Genomic DNA, 17,150 nt, shown 5'->3' with positions numbered 1-17,150 from the left:
GCTCTTGACCTCAACTTAACTTGAGGTTTTATCGTCCTGCCTGTTCTTGCCTGCCACCCAGAGTGCGGCAAGCGTCTTTTGCAACCTACAAGGACCCGGAATGGACACCCAGACTTCATTGATGATCTTTCAAACCACGTGCTTCCTTGGGGTTGCGCTGTGGTTGAGCATTGCCCTGATCAACAACCTGCACGGTTTCGCCTGCTCGGTGAAGGCGGTCGGGGCGACGCTGTCGATGGTGCCCTTGAGGCAGCCGCCGGTGGTCGACACCCCCTTGCTCAGTCGGGCGTTGGTTTCGCCGAAGCTGCATCGCCTAGCGCTGGGGGTGATTGTGGGGCTGCAGGGGGTAGCCGTTCTCGCCGTGTGGTTGGGGTGCTATCTCCTATTGCTCGGCGGTGGCCTGGAGGCCGCTCGACCCTGGTTGAACCTGGCGCTGAGCATGGCCTTGGCGTCGCTCTTCGCCATGCTGCTGGGTGGGCTTTGGTTCGCCTACTGGATACGCCAGGAGGGCCTGCAATTGACGCACCTGATGCTGGTGATCTGGGTATTGCTGAACTTCCTCGTGCTCAATCTGCGCTGGAGCTGACCTTATGAAGATGATGGTGATAGGCGCTAGCAGGGGCCTGGGTCGTGCATTGGTGGAGGGGCTGGGCAAGGCGGGGGACCGGATAGTGGGCGTGTCGCGCAGTCGGCCAGAGCGGCTGGCGGTCGCCGCGGGTGTCGACATCCAGTGGATCGAGGCTGATCTGGCCGAGCCGAAGGTTGCTGTAGTGCCTATTGAGGCTCAGGCACCGGCGGAGCTCGATGTGTTGATCTGCAACGTCGGCATCTGGGAGCCACAGGCCTTCAGCGAGGGGTACGACTTTCTAAGCGACAGCGATGAGACGCTCGCGAGGTTGGTGGAAGTGAACATCACCGCCACGCTGTTGTTGCTCAAGCGCCTGGTGCCAAGGTTGCTCGGCTCTGCCAGGCCACAGCTTATCCTCACCGGCTCCACCTCCGCCCTGCACCGCAGCGGGCGGCCCGAGGTAGCGTTCGGTGCCTCCAAGTTCGCGTTGAACGGGATGGCCGATGCGTTGCGCGAGGGCTTTCGCGACCAGCGGCTGGCGGTGACGGTGCTGCAGTTGGGTTACCTGAACACTGACGACCCACTGGTTGTGCCAATGGAAGAGGCGGCCGCGCGAGGGGAGGGGCAACTAGTGCCTGTGCACGATGTGGTCACCATGGTCAACGCGCTGCTGCGGCTGTCAGCGGCTTCCTTCGTGCGGGAACTGATCTTGCCGGCAATCGAGGACGGACGTTTTTGAGCTGAGTACTGGTGCTGGAGGGGCACGGGCGGATGTTCGATGGCTGCCGGTGGGCTGAAGCCCACCCTACCGGCCAGGTTGTCTTGCTCAGAGCGCTTACAGCCGCATGTTCACCAGGGCTTTGGTGTGCACCATCACGTCCCCGAGTGCCCTGGCCCTCGGCGTGTGCCTGGTGTTGTCTGCGATGCGCTTCAGTTACTCACTCCCTGCCAAAAGCAGACGACGCATGACGGTGCGGTTGGTCCAGGCGACGAGGTAGACACCGTCTCCAGCAAAAACTTTCATGCTGCAATCCACGATGACTGCATCGCCTTCGTTGAGGGTGCTTTCCACATGAGGCTCTTGTCGGCGCGGAGCCTCAGCATTTCAAGCACGAAGGCAGCCGTTCCGTCCTTTCCCTTGTTAGCGGAAGTGATCGATCTCACCCGCCCCGCTGACGAGCCGCAGCTGCGTGCTGGGCTACGTAGCTTATGGAAGTGGTGCCGCCGGATCAGCAGTTGGTGTTCCTGCACGAGCACGAGAGCCTGAGAGTCACCAGCCAGGTGCAACTGCTGGGGTTGTTCCTCAATGGGCTGATGGAGGGGTTGGCGACTCCCGGTATCCGGCCCTGCGGCCCCGACACCTATGCAGTGCCTACCGCGCCATGGCAGCACCGGGTTCTACAGCTCCGATTGTCCTCCCCATTCCCACTTTGCACGGGGCGGCGCCTTGCTGTGCGCCTTTGGTGGCCTTAGCGCGAAACGCGGTGTGGTCTGCCGAGGCAAGGCTTACAGCGGTGCCCGAAGCTGGCTACTGTCCAAGTCGTACCGCTGTGTGCGCGTGCGTTGTTAGTGTGTCCCTTGCCGTGCCCGGCTCACCTGATAGGAGATCTGCCCGAACAACCGAGCTCGCCGGTCTCCACCTTGTTCGAGGAGGGCCAGGCGCTGCGCACATTGATGCTGTGGCTGACCTTCTTCTGCGGCTTGTTCGTGTTCTACCTGCTGACCAACTGGCTTCCCACCATCCTGCGCTCCAGCGGCTACGGACCGAGCGAGTCGGCTCACGTGGCGTCGATGATTCCCATGGGCGGGGTGCTGGGCAGCATCGTCATGGCACTGCTGCTGGACCGGGTAGGACCACGCTGGGTGCTGCCGCTGCAGGCAGCGTTCTCGGCCGTGGCGCTGGGGCTGATCGGCACCCAACTGGGCAGCGCGACGCAATTGATGGCGATGGTGTTCATCGCCGGCTTCGGGCTCAGCGGGCTGCTGGCCAACCTGAGCATCGTCGCCGCCCCCCTGTACTCGGTCAGCGCGCGGGTGACGGGGGTGAGCTGGGCGCTGTCCGCCTGCCGGGCCGGGTCCATCGTCGGGTCGATGCTGGGGGCTTGGCTGTTCGTCTGGACGGGCAGCCTGCAGGGGTTCTTCCTGTGAATTGTCGTGCCGGTGCTGGTGGCCAGCCTGGCGCTCGGGGTGATGGGCTCGCGTCGCGCGGCGGCATTGGCAATGGTGCGACCTTGATGTGTTGCGCCTCGCCGCTCGGCACGGTGGCGATAGGGCCGGCGGGGTAGCGTCGCCAGAGGTGCAGGTCTGGTGTGGCATATGTGCAGCGGTTTGTATGCCACCCTGGATGGGCGGCATTGACGAGGGAGAACCATGGGTACGGGAATGCTCTACATCGATGGCCGCTGGCTGGCTCCGGCTGCCTGCCGCCGTTTCACCAGCGTGGACCCGGCCACGGAGGCACCGATCCAGACGCTGGTGATGGCTGGCCCGCGAGAAGTGGACCAGGCCGTATGTGCCGCACGGCGGGCCTTCGACAGCCGCTGGCGTTTCACCAGCGGGCGCGAGCGTGGCGCCCTGCTGGACGGCATTGCCGACGACCTGGCTGCCCGTGCCGAGGCCTTGGCCCTGCTGGAGGTGCAGGACCACGGCAAGCCCTACCCGGATGCCTTGCAGGACGTGGTCGATGCCACCGCCTGCTTCCGCTATTACGCGGGCCTGGCGCGGGCGCTGGATGAGCGCCAGGGCTTGGCGCTGGAGATCGACGACCCACGTTTCGAGTGCCGCGTGATGCACGAACCGGTAGGCGTCGTGGCGCTGTTCACCCCCTTCACCTTCCCGCTGTTGGCAGCGGCCTGGTGCGTGGCACCGGCGCTGGCGGCAGGGGCAACCTGCGTGATCAAGCCGTCCTCGCTGACGCCGCTCTCCACCCTGGAGCTGGCGCGTTCAGCCGATCTGGCCGGGCTGCCTTCCGGCGTGCTCAACGTACTGCTGGGTTACGGCGCGGAGTTGGGACCCGTACTGGTGCAGCACCCGGAAGTGGACAAGGTGACATTCGCGGGCAGCCTGGCCAACGGCGCCCAGGTGATGGCCAGTGCGGCGCCGGACATCAAGCCGGTGAGCCTGGAGCTGGGCGGCAAGTCCTCGCTCATCGTGTTCGACGACGCCGACATCGAGACGGCCGTGGAGTGGGCCCTGTACGGCGCGTTCTGGAACCAGGGGCAGACCAGCAGCGCACTGTCGCGGCTGCTGGTGCAGGAGGCGCTGTTCGAGCCGCTGCTGGAATGCCTGGTGGCCCGCACCCAGGCCCTGCGTGTGGGGCCGGGGATGGAGCCGGGCGTGCAGATCGGGCCCTTGGCCGGGCTTCGTCATCTGCACCGGATGATCAGCCTCATTGCCCAGGGCCAGCAGGACGCTCGCCTGCTCTACGGCGGCCTGCGCCCCTCGCTCCTGGGGCGTGGCTATTTCATCCAGCCGGCGGTGTTCGCCGAGCCGGATGTGGCCAGCCCGCTGTGGCGGCACGAATGCCTGGGGCCGGTGTTGAGTGTGAAGCGCTTCCGCAACGAGGAGGAGGCACTGGCCCTGGCCAACGACACCATCTACGGGCTGGCGGCGGCGGTCGTCACGGGTGACCCCGCTCGCGCGGACTGGATGAGCCAGCGGCTGCGGGCCGGGGTGGTCTGGCTCAACTGCGCCCATGCCGGCTTCATCCAGGCGCCCTGGGGCGGTAACCGGCTCAGTGGCAATGGTCGCCAGCGCGGCCCCTGGGGCCTGCAGAACTACCTGGCACCCAAGCAGGTGACCCGTTTCGTGGGGGCGCAGCCCTGGAGGTGGCGCCAGTCCTAGGCCGGTCGGGAGCCGGCACGCCCTGCGTGCACGGAGTCGTCAATGGCGGCCCGGGTGTGTAGCGATCACAACAACAAGAGAGGCGACGCAAATGGAGCACTCCACCCTGCGCCGTGGCCTGACCGCCCGGCACATTCGTTTCATGGCACTGGGTTCGGCCATCGGTACCGGCCTGTTCTACGGCTCGGCCGCCGCTATCCAGCGCGCCGGTCCATCGGTGCTGCTGGCCTACCTCATCGCCGGGGCGGCCATCTATCTGATGATGCGCGCCCTGGGCGAGATGGCAGTGCGCACCCCGGTGGCCGGCTCCTTCGGCCACTACGCCAGCCGGTACCTGGGGCGTTACTGGGGCTTTCTCACCGGGTGGACCTATGCTTTCTCGATGCTGATGGTGTGCCTGGCGGACGTGACCGCCTTCGGGATCTACATGGGCCTGTGGTTCCCGGATACGCCGCGCTGGATCTGGGTGCTTGGCATCGTCTTCGTCATCGCCGGCCTCAACCTCTGCCGCGTGCGGTTTTTCGGCGAACTGGAGTTCTGGCTGTCGTTGCTCAAGGTGGTGGCCATCGTCGCCATGATCCTCGCCGGTGTTGGTGTGTTGGCGACCGGCTACCGCCTGGGCGGCGATGGTGAGGTAATGGGCTTGGCCAACCTCTGGAACCATGGTGGTTTCTTCCCCAATGGGCTCAGTGGCATGGTGGCTTCCTTCACCATCGTCATCTTCGCCTTCGGCGGCATCGAGGTGATCGGTATCACCGCCGGCGAAGCCAGGGACCCGCAGCGGATGATTCCCAAGGCCATCAACTCAGTGCCTCTGCGCATCCTGCTGTTCTACGTGCTCACCTTGCTCATCCTCATGGTCATCTGGCCCTGGTCGCGAATTGGCACCCAGGGCAGCCCCTTCGTGCAGATATTCAGCGGGCTGGGCATCAACTCGGCTGCCAGCCTGCTCAACCTGGTTGTGATCTCGGCCGCCATCTCCGCCATCAACAGCGACATCTTCTGCACCGGCCGCATGCTCTACGGCATGGCGGGCAATGGCCAGGCACCGGCGGCCTTTGCACGGCTCTCGGCGGCCGGAGTGCCCTGGATGACGGTGCTGGTGATGACCCTGGCGCTGCTGCTGGGCGTGCTGCTCAACTACCTGCTGCCCCATGAGCTGTTCCTGCTGTTCGCCTCCCTGGTCACCTTTGCCGTGGTCTGGGTGTGGCTGATGATTCTCATGGCCCAAGTGGCCATGCGCCGCACACTGGATGCCGAAGAGGTGGTGGCGCTGCACTTCCCGGTGCCGTTCTGGCCCTGGGGCCAGTACCTGGCGATCGCCTTCATGCTGTTCATCTTCGCCGTGATGGCGAGCTTCCCCGACACCCGCACCGCCCTCGGCATCGGCGCCGCCTGGCTCGTGCTGCTCAGCCTCGCCTACGGTTTGTGGGTGCGGCCGGGCGAGGACGTACCGGGCGAGCCCGAGCCTTCCTGAACGGATCAATGCAAAGGAGAACGCCATGAGCCGACACGCCTACGAATTCGAACTGACTGCCGAACTGATCGAGGATTTCCAGCGCGACGGTGCGGTCTGCATCCGCCAGTTGTTCACCCCGGACGAGGTGGCGCTGCTGGAGCTGGGCATCGAGCACAACCTCGCCAACCCCAGCGCGCGGGCCAAGGTGGCCAGCCGGCCTGACGACCCCGGATGGTTCTTCGAGGACTTCTGCAACTGGCGGGAATTCGATGCCTACTGCCAGTTCATCTTCGAGAGCCGCGTGGGCTCGGTCGTCGCGCAGTTGATGGGCAGCTCCACGGCCCGGCTCTATCACGACCACCTGCTGGTGAAGGAGCCCAACACCCGCCAGCCCACCCCCTGGCACCAGGACCAGCCCTACTACAACGTCGAAGGCCGGCAGAACTGCAGCATGTGGATGCCGGTGGACCCGGTGGCGCGGGCCTCCACCCTGGAGTTCATCGCCGGCTCCCACCTGGGCCCCTGGCTGATGCCGCGCACCTTCCTCGACAACCAGGCCCGCTGGTTCCCCGAGGGCAGCCTGGCGGACCTGCCGGACATCGAGGCCGATCGCAGCCGCTGGCCCATCATCGGCTGGGCCCTGGAACCGGGCGATGCGGTGTTCTTCCACATGCTCACCCTGCACGCCTCCGGCGGCGTCGACGGCCCGCATCGGCGCCGCGCCTTTTCCCTGCGTTTTCTCGGCGAAGACATGGTCCATGCCCCCCGACCCTGGAAAACCTCCCCGGAGTTCCCCGGCCTCGCCGACGAACTACCGCCCGGCGCGCCGATGGTGCACCGGTTGTTTCCGGTGGTGTGGCCGAGGGGGTGATAGGGGGACGCAGTTGGCTAGTGGGACTGGCCAGGCACGGCCTCAGGGTACTGACGGGGCGATGGCATTGCGGCGGTATTCACTGGGACTCATGCCGAAGTGCTGCTTGAAGACGCGGCAGAAGTAGGCCGCGTCGGAAAAGCCCCAGCGCATCGAAATGCTGGTGATGCTCTGGTGGGCTTGCCGTGGGTTGGCTAGGTCATCAGCACTCCGTGCGATGCGGGTGGCCTTGATCATCTCGCAGAGGCTGCTGCCGCCCTGTTCAAAGGTGCGATAGAGGCTGCGCTGGGAAACACCGAGTCGCTGGGCGATGAAGGCCGGGCAGAGCTCGGGGAGCTGGATGAACTCTTTGACCAGGGATTCGGCATGGAGTCGGAGTGTGGGTTCAGCCAGCAGCACGGCGCCCTTCGTATCCGTCGTATCGCCCTTCAGGCACGGGGTCAGAAGGGCGATGAGCGACTCCTGGATAGCAAGGCCTTCTTCCTGTCCGAACCCGTTGTGCTCTGGGGTGGCGAGCAGTTGTATCCATCTCAGTAGTGCCCGGCCTGTGGTGCTTTCGGTGTAGAGGCGGCCGGAGTAATGCCGTGTGTGTCGCAATGCTTGGGTGACCAACTGGCGATCCAGGGTTGTGGACAGGTGCTGGATGAGCCCAGCAGGTTCGATGCTGCAGTCACCGGCTGGGTCCATCAGCACCAGGCTGCCGGGCTGGAGCTCCAGCCGTTGGGCCTGGAGGTTCATGTGGCAGCCGCCGCGTTGCTGCAGCACGAGGAAGCAGTGCGGGTCGTCGGCCCAGTCCACTGACTGCCGCTGCTTGTGAATGGAGCCGGCGTCGGTGTGGATGTCATGAACGCCGATGCCCTGGGTAGCACGCCCGCGTATGTACCCGATGCCTCGGGCATACGGCCTACGCCAGGCCACCTGGAAGGGGCCGCAGGAATCCTGGAGCGCCTGCTCCCAGGCGCGGTCGGGTGAGTTTGTCATCGAGGCAAGCTCCTCGGGAGGGGCTGGAGGCTCAGGCTTCGTCCAGTAGCCGGGTGAGATTGGCGTAGCGCTCAGGGAATCGCCAGCGCAGGCGATAGGCCACGGCCAGCCCGGCCAGACCGACCAGCAGCATCCCACAGGGAATAGCGGCGTTGAGGGCTGGTGACGAACTGCCGGTAAGCATCTCCATGTGCTGGATGATCACCACCAGTCCGGTGAGCAGGCCGGCAATAGATGCCAATGGAGCGACAAGGCGCTGCCAGGGCGAGGTATGGCGCTTGGCTCGCGCGAAGAAGGCGACCACGGCAACGCAGGTCAGTACCTGTAAGGCCAGCACGCCAATGGAGGCTGGTGCGCTGCCCAGTGGCAGCACCTGTGTCATCGGATCTGCATCGGCGAGCGCGCAGAGCAGCAGGATGGCGATGGCGGAGCCGGTCTGCACGGTGCTGGCGACGTAGGGCGTGTCCTGATGAGGGTGGGTCTTGGCGAATGCACGCCAGAGGACGCCCTCCCTGCCGAGAGCGAACAGGTAGCGGGATAGCGTGTTGTGGAAGCTGAGGATGACGGCGAACAGACTGGTGATCAGCAGCAGGGTGATGAGGTGGCTCAGCCAGGCGCCGACCAATTGGTCGGCCAGGTCTAGCCAGATTCCGCCAGGGTTCTGCGCAAGCAACTGCAATGTCCTTTCCGGCCCGTTCGTGACGATCAGCAGCCAGCTGGAGACCACGAAGAACAGCATGATCAGCGAGACGGAAACGTAGGTGGCTATGGGCACGGAGCGCTGCGGGTTGCGTGCCTCCTCGGCGTAGATCGCCGTGGTCTCGAAGCCCATGAAGGCGCCGGCGACGAATACGAATGCTGCCCCCAGGCCCGGGGTAAAGACCTGCTCAGGCGTGAAGGGCGCCATCGTGAAGCCCTCGGGTTTGTCCGCCATGAGCACGATGGCCATGTCCAGGAGGGCGATGACGGCCATCTCGGCGAGCATGAGGCCGCCCAGCAACTTGCCGTTGAAGGCGATGTTGCGCTGGCCGGCAACATGGGCGAGCAGGGTGACACCCAACGCAACCTGCCACCATTGCACCGTGATCACTTGAAGGGCATTGAGCGATTCAGCAGCGAAGAACCCGATCAGCCCGTAGCAGGCGATTTGCAGGCCGGTGTAACCCGCGAGTGCCAGGAAGGCAGCTGCACAGCCCACCGGGCGCCCGAGCCCGTGGGAAACATAGGCATAGAAGGCCCCGGCATTCCTTACGTAGCGCCCCATGGCCACGAACCCCACGCTGAACAGCAGGTAGACCAGCCCTGCGAGAAGAAAGGCATTTGGCAACCCGATGCCATTGCCCATGAGAATTGCTGTGGGCACCACGCCGACCAGGCCTGTCAGTGGCCCGTTGGTGGCGATGACGAAGAAAACGATGCTCCAGATGCCCACGGCGTTTGGGCGCAATTGGCCCGGGGAAGTGCTAGTGTCAGTCATGACCGCTCCGTTGTTGTTATGAGGTAAGCCTGGTGTGGAGGGTGGCTGCTGGATACGTCCGCGTCTTGTGATCTGGCGCCTCGGATTCTTGCCATCGGCTGCCATTGCGCCGGGTGCCGCACGTCAGCTTGTTCGGTTTGAAGTCGTGAAATGGCCAAACCATGCACGGGGAGGGGAAAGGTGTTGCTCGTTTGGCGCGGGTTGCTACCAGGGAATCCAGTTCAACGCGCGCTGACTATTCGGAGGGGGTGTTGGTATCTTTTCCCGCTCAAGCATCTGGGGGGAAGGTATGTCGAGCATTCTTTCGGGCTACATCCATTGCTTCGCGCGTGAGCTCGAAGCGGTTCAACACAATCGTGAAGTGCTTTCACAGTTGCCGGAATGTGGCGCTTATCTGATCCGCTCCATGTTCAGTTTTCTGCCGAACTCCCGCGGTCATTGCTATTACGGACATCTGATCCATTTCGCAGCTTTCTACAAGGAGTTCTACATCTACGATCCGGAATGGTTGCAGGAGTTTGAGGCGTTGCTGGAGCGCCTGTACTGGGACAGTGGCGAGGTCCTTCATACCTGGAGCGGAGAGCGACGCATCTGGCGATCGGCTCGTTTTCAAGAGCCTCTGCCGGTGAGAGGTATCCCGATATCCAGCAGGGAGGTGCTGGAAGACCTCAGAGGTGCCACTCGAGACTGAAGCGGCGTGTAACGAGTAATGGGAGACGGGCCCTTGGGGCCCGTTTCCATTTTCAGCTGACCAGTCCGATGGTGGCGTCTGGCCTGAATAAAAAACGCGGACACCCAGGACGGGGCCGCGTCACGCTAAGGGGTCAGAACTGCTCGGCGGTGATGCCGTAGAGGGTGCGGCTGCCGGCGAGGATGCTGGCTTCGAGGCTGAGGGTGCGGGGCAGCAGGCGTTCGAAGTAGAAGGTGGCGGTGGCCTGCTTGGCGCTGTAGAAGGCCGGGTCCTGGGGTTGGCGCTCGCTGGCGATGCGGGCCATGCGGGACCAGAGCCAGGCATAGGCGACGTAGCCGAACAGGTGCAGGTAGTCGACGGAGGCGGCGCCGATGGCGTTGGGGTCGCTGGCGGCCTGTTCCAGCACGCGGGTGGTGGTGCGCTCCAGGCGGTCGACGGCGTCGAGCAGGGCGGCGCGGTGGGGGACGTCTTCCGCGGCGTAGCGGCGGATCTCGGCAGTGAAGCGGCGCAGGCTGGTGCCGCCATTGGCGACGACCTTGCGGCCGAGCAGGTCGAGGGCCTGGATGCCGTTGGTGCCTTCGTAGATCTGGGCGATGCGGACGTCGCGTACCCGTTGCTCCTGGCCCCATTCGCGGATGTAGCCGTGGCCGCCGAATATCTGCTGGCCGTGGACGGTGCTTTCCAGGCCGGTGTCGGTGAAGAAGGCCTTGGCGACAGGGGTGAGCAGGGCGACCAGGGCTTCGGCTGCTTGGCGTTCGTCGGCGTCGTCACTGAACTTGGCGAGGTCGAGTTGCTGGCCGACGTAGCAGGCGAAGGCGCGGCCGCCTTCGGTGAGGGCTTTCATGGTGAGCAGCATGCGGCGCACGTCGGGGTGGACGAGGATCGGGTCGGCCACCTTGTGCTGGGCCTGGGGGCCGGTGGGGGCGCGGCTCTGCAGGCGTTCGCGGGCGTAGGCGACGGCGCTCTGGTAGGAGGCGTCGGCGCAGCCGATGCCCTGGATGCCGATGGAGAGGCGCTCGTAGTTCATCATCGTGAACATGGCAGCGAGGCCTTTGTTGGCGTCGCCGATGAGGTAGCCGGTGGCGCCGTCGAAGTTCATCACGCAGGTGGCGGAGGCCTTGATGCCCATCTTGTGTTCGATGGAGCCGCAGGAGAGTGCGTTGGGCTGGACGAGGCTGCCGTCTGCGTTCACCAGGACCTTGGGCACGAGGAACAGGGAGATGCCCTTGGGGCCGGCGGGGGCGTCGGGGAGTTTGGCGAGGACGAGGTGGATGATGTTCTCGGTGAGGTCCTGCTCGCCGCCAGTGATGAAGATCTTGGTGCCGGTGATGCGGTAGCTGCCGTCCGCCTGGGGTTCGGCCTTGGTGCGGATGATGCCGAGGTCGGTGCCGGCGTGTGGCTCGGTGAGGCACATGGAGCCGGCCCAGGTGCCGGCGTACAGGTTGGGCAGGTAGGCCTGCTTGAGTTCGGTGCTGGCGTGGGCGTCGATGGCGAGGCAGGCGCCGGCGCTGAGGGCGGAGTAGAGGGCGAAGCTGGAGTTGGCGGCGTAGAGCATTTCCTCGAACTGCACGGCGAGCATCTTGGGCATGCCCATGCCGCCGTATTGCGGGTTGCCGGAGAGGCCGACCCAGCCTCCTTCTATATAGGTGGCGTAGGCGGCCTTGAAACCGGCTGGGGTGATGACCTGGCCGTCGATCCACTGTGCGCCTTCTTCGTCGCCGCTGCGGTTGAGCGGTGCGATCAGGCCGCCGGTGACTTTGGTGGCCTCTTCGAGGATGGCGTCGGCGGTATCGCTATCCACGGTTTCGGCCAGGGCCGGCAGGCGGGCCCAGAGGCGCGGCGCTTCGAACAGTTCATGCAGGACGAAGCGCAGGTCGCGCAGGGGGGCGTTGTACTCGGGCATCGGTGTTCTCTCGGCGTGACGGGGCCGCCCGGGTGGGCGGCCTTTCTCGGGGGGGGCGCGGGGTTTGGCTCAGAGGGCCTTGGCCATGTCGCGCAGGACGTACTTCTGGATCTTGCCGGTGGAGGTTTTCGGCAGGGTGGTGAAGACCACGGTGCGCGGGACCTTGAAGCCGGCGAGGTGGTCGCGGCAGAAGGCGATGATGTCGCTCTCGCGGACGGACTGGTGGTCGGCCTTGAGGGTGACGAAGGCACAGGGGGTTTCGCCCCACTTCTCGTCCGGGCGGGCGACCACGGCGGCTTCCAGTACGGCGGGGTGGCGGTAGAGGACGCCTTCCAGTTCGATGGTGGAGATGTTCTCGCCGCCGGAGATGATGATGTCCTTGAGGCGGTCCTTGATCTCGACGTAGCCGTCGGGGTGCCAGACGCCGAGGTCGCCGGTGTGGAACCAGCCGCCGCTGAAGGCTTCGGTGGTGGCGGTGGGGTTCTTCAGGTAGCCCTTCATGACGGTGTTGCCGCGCAGGAAGATCTCGCCAATGGTTTCGCCGTCGCGCGGGGTCGGTTCGAGGGTCTTGGGGTCGGCGACCATGACGCCTTCGAGGGTGGGGTAGCGCACGCCCTGGCGGGCCTTGATGCGGGCACGTTCCTCCAGGGGCAGTTCGTCCCATTCGCCGTGCCAGGCACAGACGGTGACCGGGCCATAGACCTCGGTAAGGCCATAGACATGGGTGACGCGGATGCCCATCTCCTCGACGGCGCCGATGACCTTGGCCGGCGGGGCGGCGCCGGCGACCATGGCGTGCACCGGGTGGTCGATGGCGGCCTTGGCTTCCGGCGGCATGTTCACCAGGGCGTTGAGGACGATGGGGGCGCCGCACAGGTGGGTGACCTGCTCGTCGCGGATGAGGGTGAGGATGCGTTGCGGGTCGACCCGACGCAGGAAGACGTGGACGCCGGCGAGGGCGGTGATGGTCCAGGGGTAGCACCAGCCGTTGCAGTGGAACATCGGCAGGGTCCAGAGGTAGACGGGGTGGTGGCCGAGGCCCCAGGTCATCTGGTTGCCGAGGGCGTTGAGGAACGCGCCGCGGTGGTGGTAGACGACGCCCTTGGGGTTGCCGGTGGTGCCGGAGGTGTAGTTGAGGGAGATGGCTTGCCATTCACCTTCCGGCCATTGCCAGGCGAACTCGGGGTCGCCTTCGGCCAGCAGTGCTTCGTAGTCCAGTTCGCTGATGGCCTGGCCTTCGCCGTATTCGGGGTCGTTGACGTCCACCAGCAGAGGCGGGTGGTCGAGCATGCCGACGGCGGCGTGGATGACGTCGAAGAATTCGCGGTCGGTGATCAGGACCTTGGCTTCACCGTGCTGCAGCATGAAGGCGATGGCTTCGGCGTCGAGGCGCACGTTGAGGGTGTTGAGGACGGCGCCGATCATGGGAACGCCGAAATGCGCTTCGAGCATCTGCGGGATGTTGGGCAGCATCACGGCGACGGTGTCGCCCTTGCCGATGCCGCGCCCGGCCAGCGCCGAGGCCAGTCGGCGGCAGCGAGCGTAGGTCTCTGCCCAGTTGCGGCGGATGGCGCCATGGACGACGGCGGGGTAGTGGGGGTAGATGCTGGCAGTCCGCTCGATGAAGCTCAGCGGGCTGAGGGCGATATGGTTCACGGCAGCAGGGGCGAGGCCCTGTTCATAGATCGACATGCGGATTACCCGGTGGCTGATTGTTAGCTCTTGTGCCCCGGGCGTGTCGTTTTTGACCTGGGTCCGGGATCGTTCGGGGTCATTTATATATCGTTTCCTATTGGGTATGGAATTAATACCTGAGTAGTATCGTGTATCTACTATATTGTTTCGTTTTATACCTAAGGCGTAGAGGCCAAGGCTTCGAGCGCTGCTAGGCTGTCGCCGTTTTTGCCCTGGAGCCTGTCGTCCCATGAGCCGCAACCCTGTCCGTCTGCACACTTGGCTGCGCCTGCAACGCGAGGGTGTGGCGGTGTCTGCGCGGGCGGATGCGTTATGCCGGGCGCTACGTGGTTACCCGGAGGTGCGCCAGGCCTATTACCTGGTGTGGCAGGCGGGTGCCGGGATCTACACCCACGAGGGGAGCGGGCAGCACTTGCCGCCAGGGCAGGGGGACCCGCTGGGGGCAAGCGATGCCCGTCTGTTCGAGCGAGTGAAGGCGCTGGGGCGCCTGAGCCTGTCGGCGGTGCGCAGCGTGGACTGCTGGTTGGCGGGGCGCCTGCGACGTGCGGGGGGCAGCCATGGCCAGGTGTTCGACGTGGCGCTGGAGGCCGATCAGCCGGGCCTGCTGCTGGTGGAGGTACATCCGGGGGTGGGGCTGGAGTGGCTGGGGACGGTGGAGGAGCTGCTGTCGACGGTGCTGGCGCAGTCGGCAGGCCTGATGCGGGCTTCGCCATTGCTGGGCCACGATCCTCAGCCGAGCCTGCTGCTGGACGCGGAGGGGGTTCCGCTGGAACTGAACGCGGCGCTGTTGGCCGTGCTGGCGGAGCAGCCGCCGGGTGCGGTGCTGCGCTTCCTGCCGGTCAATCATGTGGCGCTGGTGCGGGCGTGCCTGGCGCAGTGCAGGGCCATTGAGGAGGTGGAGGCGCAGTGTGATGGGCGCATCCTGCTCTGGACCTTCGTGCCCGACCCCGAGAACCAGCGGGTGCTGGGGCGCTGTCGCGATGCGACCCGGCCGCTGCTGGCCGAGCGCGAGGCGGCGCAGGCGCGGCGTCTGTATCGGCTGATCACGGAGAACACCACGGATCTGATTTCCCGGCACACGCCGGAAGGGCGCTTCCTTGATGCATCGCCGGCATCCTGGACGCTGTTGGGTTTCTGGCCGGAGGAGTTGCGCGGGGTGTTGGCGCAGGGGCTGTTCCATGCGCAGGACCTGATGCCGTTGATCCAGCGTGCGCGGGATGCATTGGAGACCGATGGCTACCACACCATGACCTACCGAATCCGTCACCGCGCAGGGCATTACCTGTGGTTCGAGACGGCGTGCCGGGCGATCCGTGAGACCTATACGGGGGCGGTGGTGGAGGTGGTGAGCGTGTCCAGGGATATCACGGCGCGGGTACAGGCCGAGGAGCACAAGCGCCGCCTGGCCGAGGTGGTGGAGGCCAATACCGATCCGGTGCTGTTCTTCGATGCGTTGGGGCAGGTCACGGACCTCAATCCGGCTGCCTGTCGTGCGCTGGGGTTGGGGGAAGGGCTGGGGTTGCCGTCGCTGGCGGCGTTGTTCTCGACTGACGATCTGGCGCGGTTGCAGGCGGGGCAGGCACAGGCCGAGCGCGTGGGGGTGTGGAGCGCAGAGGCGCGTCTTTGTGCGCTGGATGGCAGTGGGTCGTTGCCGGTCTCGCTGGTGCTGTTGGCGCATCGGGCGGCCGGGGGCGAGCGTTATTACTCGCTGGTGGCGCGGGACATGAGCGAGCGGGAGCTGCGCGAAGCCCAGCAGCGTCGCCATCAGGATGAGCTGGCCCATACGGCACGCCTGGTGACCCTGGGCGAGTTGGCCTCGGGTATCGCCCATGAGATCAACCAGCCGTTGGCGGCAGTGATGAATTACGTGGGCGCCAGCCAGCGCTATCTGCAAAGCCTGGGCAGCAACCCCCAGGCGGCTGAGCGGGTGGCCCAGGGACTGGAGCGCATTGCCGAGCATGCGGAGCACGCGTCGGAGGTGATCAAGCGGCTGCGTGCATTCTTGCGCAAGGGGCAGCGTCGCATGCAGGCGCTGGATGTGGCGGAGGTGGCGCGAGAGGCAGTCCGGCTCTGCGCCTGGGAGGCGGGGGCGGCGCAGGTGGTGATCGAGGAGCGATTGCCCGTGGGGCTGCCATCAGTCTTCGCGGATCGGGTGCTGCTGGAGCAGGTGCTGTTGAACCTGTTGCGCAATGCCATCGAGGCCAATCATGAGGCGAATCCTCAGGCGGCTTCATGGGTGGTGATCAGCGCTCGGTTGATGCCGGGCGCCGGTATTGATGTGGAGGTGCTCGACGAGGGGCCGGGGCTCGATGCCGTGGCGCTGGAGCGCATCTTCACGCCTTTCTATACCAGCCAGCCGGAAGGGCTGGGGCTGGGGCTGTCGATGAGTCGCAGCATCATCGAGGGGTTCGGGGGCTCGCTGGAAGGCGAGCCGATGGAGGAGGGCGGGTTGCGCATGCGTTGCCGCCTGCCGCTGCACTGACAATCACAAGAATGGAGTAGTAAGGATGACGACAAGCGCCCGCCAGGTGGTCTATGTAGTGGATGACGACCAGGGGATGCTCGATTCCACGGTCTGGCTGCTGGAGTCGGTGGGGTTGGCGGCGCTGCCGTTCACCAGTGGCAAGGCCTTCCTGGAGGCGTGCGACCCAACGGCGGATGCCTGTGTGTTGCTGGACGTGCGCATGCCAGGGATGGGCGGGCTGAACGTGCAGGAGGAGTTGCTGGCGCGGGGGATCGATCTGCCGGTGATTTTTGTCAGTGGTCACGCGGATGTGCCGATTTTGGTGCGGGCTTTCAAGGCGGGGGCGCAGGACTTCATCGAGAAGCCCTACAACGAGCAGTTGCTGCTGGACAGCGTGCAGGAGGCGTTGAATCGCTCGGCGCGGGCTCGCAATCTTGGTCAGGGGGATCTGCAGGAGCGCTTGGACAGCCTGACGCCTCGGGAGCGGGATGTGTTCCTGCCGTTGGTGAAGGGCTACACCAATCGGGAGGTGGCCGAGCAGCTCTCTATTAGTGTGAAGACTGTCGATCTCTATCGCGCCAGGGTGATGAAGCGGATGCGGGCAGAGTGCCTGCCGGACCTGGTTGGGATGGCGATCGCCGCAGGGATGGTCGATCCGCTGCGGCTGAGGGGGTAATGCTTCAGCAGGCGCGTGCTACCCGGTGGTCCGGGTTGATGCGCTTGTAGATCTCTTCACGGTGGACGGCTACATGCTTGGGCGCGACGATGCCCAGTTTGATCTGCGATCCCTGTGCTGCGACAACACGGACTACGACACCTTCGCCCAGGTCGAGATGGTCACCAACCTTGATGTTCAGTTCCTGCACGGCTCTTCCTCTTGTAATTGGACAGCGGGTGGCGGGGTTGTCTGCCACGGGCTTGAGCAGAATCTGATTCCCCGCAGAGCCCCAGGTTCAACCGGTGAGGCGTGGAGTTTCGGGAACGCGGAACCCGTCTCAAAAGCATGGTTCAACTGCAGATTGAAAATAGGTGTTGACGCCGTGGCTGAGGTCTCTATAATGCGCACCACTCCCACGGCGGACAACGAAAACTCCTTGAAAATCAATGAGTTAAGTGTTTGAAATGGGGTGCGGTTCCGGAGTGGTTGCGGATTCGCGGCGTTTGATCTGCTGGTCAGGTTGATTGCTGAAAGGGGGTG

15 protein-coding genes are annotated in these 17,150 nt (G+C 65.1%); 9 read left to right on the top strand and 6 right to left on the bottom strand.

From position 1 onward, the window contains the following. Positions 1-100: 100 nt before the first annotated feature. Both A9G05_RS18290 and A9G05_RS18285 read left to right on the top strand, forming a co-directional pair. Positions 101-586 (top strand): DUF2165 family protein, encoded by a 486-nt coding sequence (locus A9G05_RS18290; protein ID WP_069562330.1) that lies wholly within the window; start codon positions 101-103, stop codon positions 584-586. Positions 587-590: 4 nt separating this feature from the next. Further along, positions 591-1,307, top strand: a complete 717-nt coding sequence (locus A9G05_RS18285) for an SDR family oxidoreductase (protein WP_069562329.1) — start codon at positions 591-593, stop codon at positions 1,305-1,307. Positions 1,308-1,502: 195 nt separating this feature from the next. On the opposite strand, the gene A9G05_RS27690 is transcribed toward A9G05_RS18285, so the two are convergent. Further along, entirely contained in the window at positions 1,503-1,640 is a 138-nt protein-coding gene (locus tag A9G05_RS27690) for a hypothetical protein (protein WP_165676019.1), read from the bottom strand. Positions 1,641-2,209: 569 nt separating this feature from the next. Here A9G05_RS27690 and A9G05_RS18275 point away from each other — a divergent pair. The 4 genes from A9G05_RS18275 to A9G05_RS18260 all read left to right on the top strand — a co-directional run bounded on the left by A9G05_RS18275 (position 2,210) and on the right by A9G05_RS18260 (position 6,741). Then, the gene (locus A9G05_RS18275) at positions 2,210-2,716 is read left to right on the top strand and encodes an MFS transporter (protein ID WP_139131182.1); all 507 of its coding nucleotides are present in this window, start codon (positions 2,210-2,212) and stop codon (positions 2,714-2,716) included. A gap of 222 nt (positions 2,717-2,938) precedes the next feature. After that, complete coding sequence (locus A9G05_RS18270; protein ID WP_069562326.1) at positions 2,939-4,411, top strand: aldehyde dehydrogenase family protein; 1,473 nt, start codon at positions 2,939-2,941, stop codon at positions 4,409-4,411. Positions 4,412-4,502: 91 nt separating this feature from the next. Next, entirely contained in the window at positions 4,503-5,888 is a 1,386-nt protein-coding gene (locus A9G05_RS18265) for an amino acid permease (protein ID WP_069562325.1), read from the top strand. 25 nt (positions 5,889-5,913) lie between these two features. Then, entirely contained in the window at positions 5,914-6,741 is an 828-nt protein-coding gene (locus tag A9G05_RS18260; protein WP_069562324.1) for a phytanoyl-CoA dioxygenase family protein, read from the top strand. 42 nt (positions 6,742-6,783) lie between these two features. On the opposite strand, the gene feaR is transcribed toward A9G05_RS18260, so the two are convergent. Both feaR and A9G05_RS18250 read right to left on the bottom strand, forming a co-directional pair. Further along, on the bottom strand, positions 6,784-7,722 hold the full coding sequence (gene feaR, locus A9G05_RS18255) for a transcriptional regulator FeaR (RefSeq protein ID WP_069562323.1): 939 nt from the start codon (positions 7,720-7,722) through the stop codon (positions 6,784-6,786). A gap of 31 nt (positions 7,723-7,753) precedes the next feature. Beyond that, entirely contained in the window at positions 7,754-9,154 is a 1,401-nt protein-coding gene (locus A9G05_RS18250; RefSeq protein ID WP_218187202.1) for an APC family permease, read from the bottom strand. Between the two features lie 334 nt (positions 9,155-9,488). On the opposite strand from A9G05_RS18250, the gene A9G05_RS18245 reads away from it, so the two are divergent. After that, positions 9,489-9,890, top strand: a complete 402-nt coding sequence (locus tag A9G05_RS18245) for a hypothetical protein (RefSeq protein ID WP_069562321.1) — start codon at positions 9,489-9,491, stop codon at positions 9,888-9,890. 133 nt (positions 9,891-10,023) lie between these two features. Here A9G05_RS18245 and A9G05_RS18240 read toward each other — a convergent pair whose 3' ends face one another. Next, on the bottom strand, positions 10,024-11,793 hold the full coding sequence (locus A9G05_RS18240) for an acyl-CoA dehydrogenase C-terminal domain-containing protein (protein ID WP_069562320.1): 1,770 nt from the start codon (positions 11,791-11,793) through the stop codon (positions 10,024-10,026). A 69-nt stretch (positions 11,794-11,862) separates the two neighbouring features. Then, positions 11,863-13,485 carry an acyl-CoA synthetase gene (locus A9G05_RS18235; protein ID WP_069562319.1) on the bottom strand — a complete coding sequence of 541 codons (1,623 nt, stop codon included), beginning with the start codon at positions 13,483-13,485 and terminating at the stop codon, positions 11,863-11,865. A 232-nt stretch (positions 13,486-13,717) separates the two neighbouring features. On the opposite strand from A9G05_RS18235, the gene A9G05_RS18230 reads away from it, so the two are divergent. Together A9G05_RS18230 and A9G05_RS18225 are read left to right on the top strand one after the other, a co-directional pair. Continuing rightward, positions 13,718-15,970, top strand: coding sequence for a PAS domain S-box protein (locus A9G05_RS18230; RefSeq protein WP_069562318.1), 2,253 nt, complete (start codon positions 13,718-13,720; stop codon positions 15,968-15,970). A 25-nt stretch (positions 15,971-15,995) separates the two neighbouring features. Continuing rightward, positions 15,996-16,628: a response regulator transcription factor gene (locus A9G05_RS18225; protein ID WP_069562317.1), complete on the top strand. Its 633-nt coding sequence runs from the start codon at positions 15,996-15,998 to the stop codon at positions 16,626-16,628. A 4-nt stretch (positions 16,629-16,632) separates the two neighbouring features. Here A9G05_RS18225 and A9G05_RS18220 read toward each other — a convergent pair whose 3' ends face one another. Next, positions 16,633-16,818, bottom strand: a complete 186-nt coding sequence (locus A9G05_RS18220) for a carbon storage regulator (RefSeq protein WP_044401837.1) — start codon at positions 16,816-16,818, stop codon at positions 16,633-16,635. Positions 16,819-17,150 lie beyond the last annotated feature (332 nt).

The organism is Pseudomonas sp. ENNP23 (assembly GCF_001728945.1).
GTDB classification, from domain to species: Bacteria; Pseudomonadota; Gammaproteobacteria; order Pseudomonadales; family Pseudomonadaceae; genus Metapseudomonas; species Metapseudomonas otitidis.
This window is presented reverse-complemented; position numbering and strand designations above follow the sequence as displayed.

Excerpts from the sequence above, each read along its gene's own strand:
- A9G05_RS18290 (WP_069562330.1), top strand. The coding sequence starts at position 101 with ATGGACACCCAGACTTCATTGATGATCTTTCAAACCACGTGCTTCCTT.
- A9G05_RS18285 (WP_069562329.1), top strand. The coding sequence starts at position 591 with ATGAAGATGATGGTGATAGGCGCTAGCAGGGGCCTGGGTCGTGCATTG.
- A9G05_RS18270 (WP_069562326.1), top strand. The coding sequence starts at position 2,939 with ATGGGTACGGGAATGCTCTACATCGATGGCCGCTGGCTGGCTCCGGCT.
- A9G05_RS18265 (WP_069562325.1), top strand. The coding sequence starts at position 4,503 with ATGGAGCACTCCACCCTGCGCCGTGGCCTGACCGCCCGGCACATTCGT.
- A9G05_RS18260 (WP_069562324.1), top strand. The coding sequence starts at position 5,914 with ATGAGCCGACACGCCTACGAATTCGAACTGACTGCCGAACTGATCGAG.
- feaR (WP_069562323.1), bottom strand. The coding sequence starts at position 7,722 with ATGACAAACTCACCCGACCGCGCCTGGGAGCAGGCGCTCCAGGATTCC.
- A9G05_RS18245 (WP_069562321.1), top strand. The coding sequence starts at position 9,489 with ATGTCGAGCATTCTTTCGGGCTACATCCATTGCTTCGCGCGTGAGCTC.
- A9G05_RS18240 (WP_069562320.1), bottom strand. The coding sequence starts at position 11,793 with ATGCCCGAGTACAACGCCCCCCTGCGCGACCTGCGCTTCGTCCTGCAT.
- A9G05_RS18235 (WP_069562319.1), bottom strand. The coding sequence starts at position 13,485 with ATGTCGATCTATGAACAGGGCCTCGCCCCTGCTGCCGTGAACCATATC.
- A9G05_RS18230 (WP_069562318.1), top strand. The coding sequence starts at position 13,718 with ATGAGCCGCAACCCTGTCCGTCTGCACACTTGGCTGCGCCTGCAACGC.
- A9G05_RS18225 (WP_069562317.1), top strand. The coding sequence starts at position 15,996 with ATGACGACAAGCGCCCGCCAGGTGGTCTATGTAGTGGATGACGACCAG.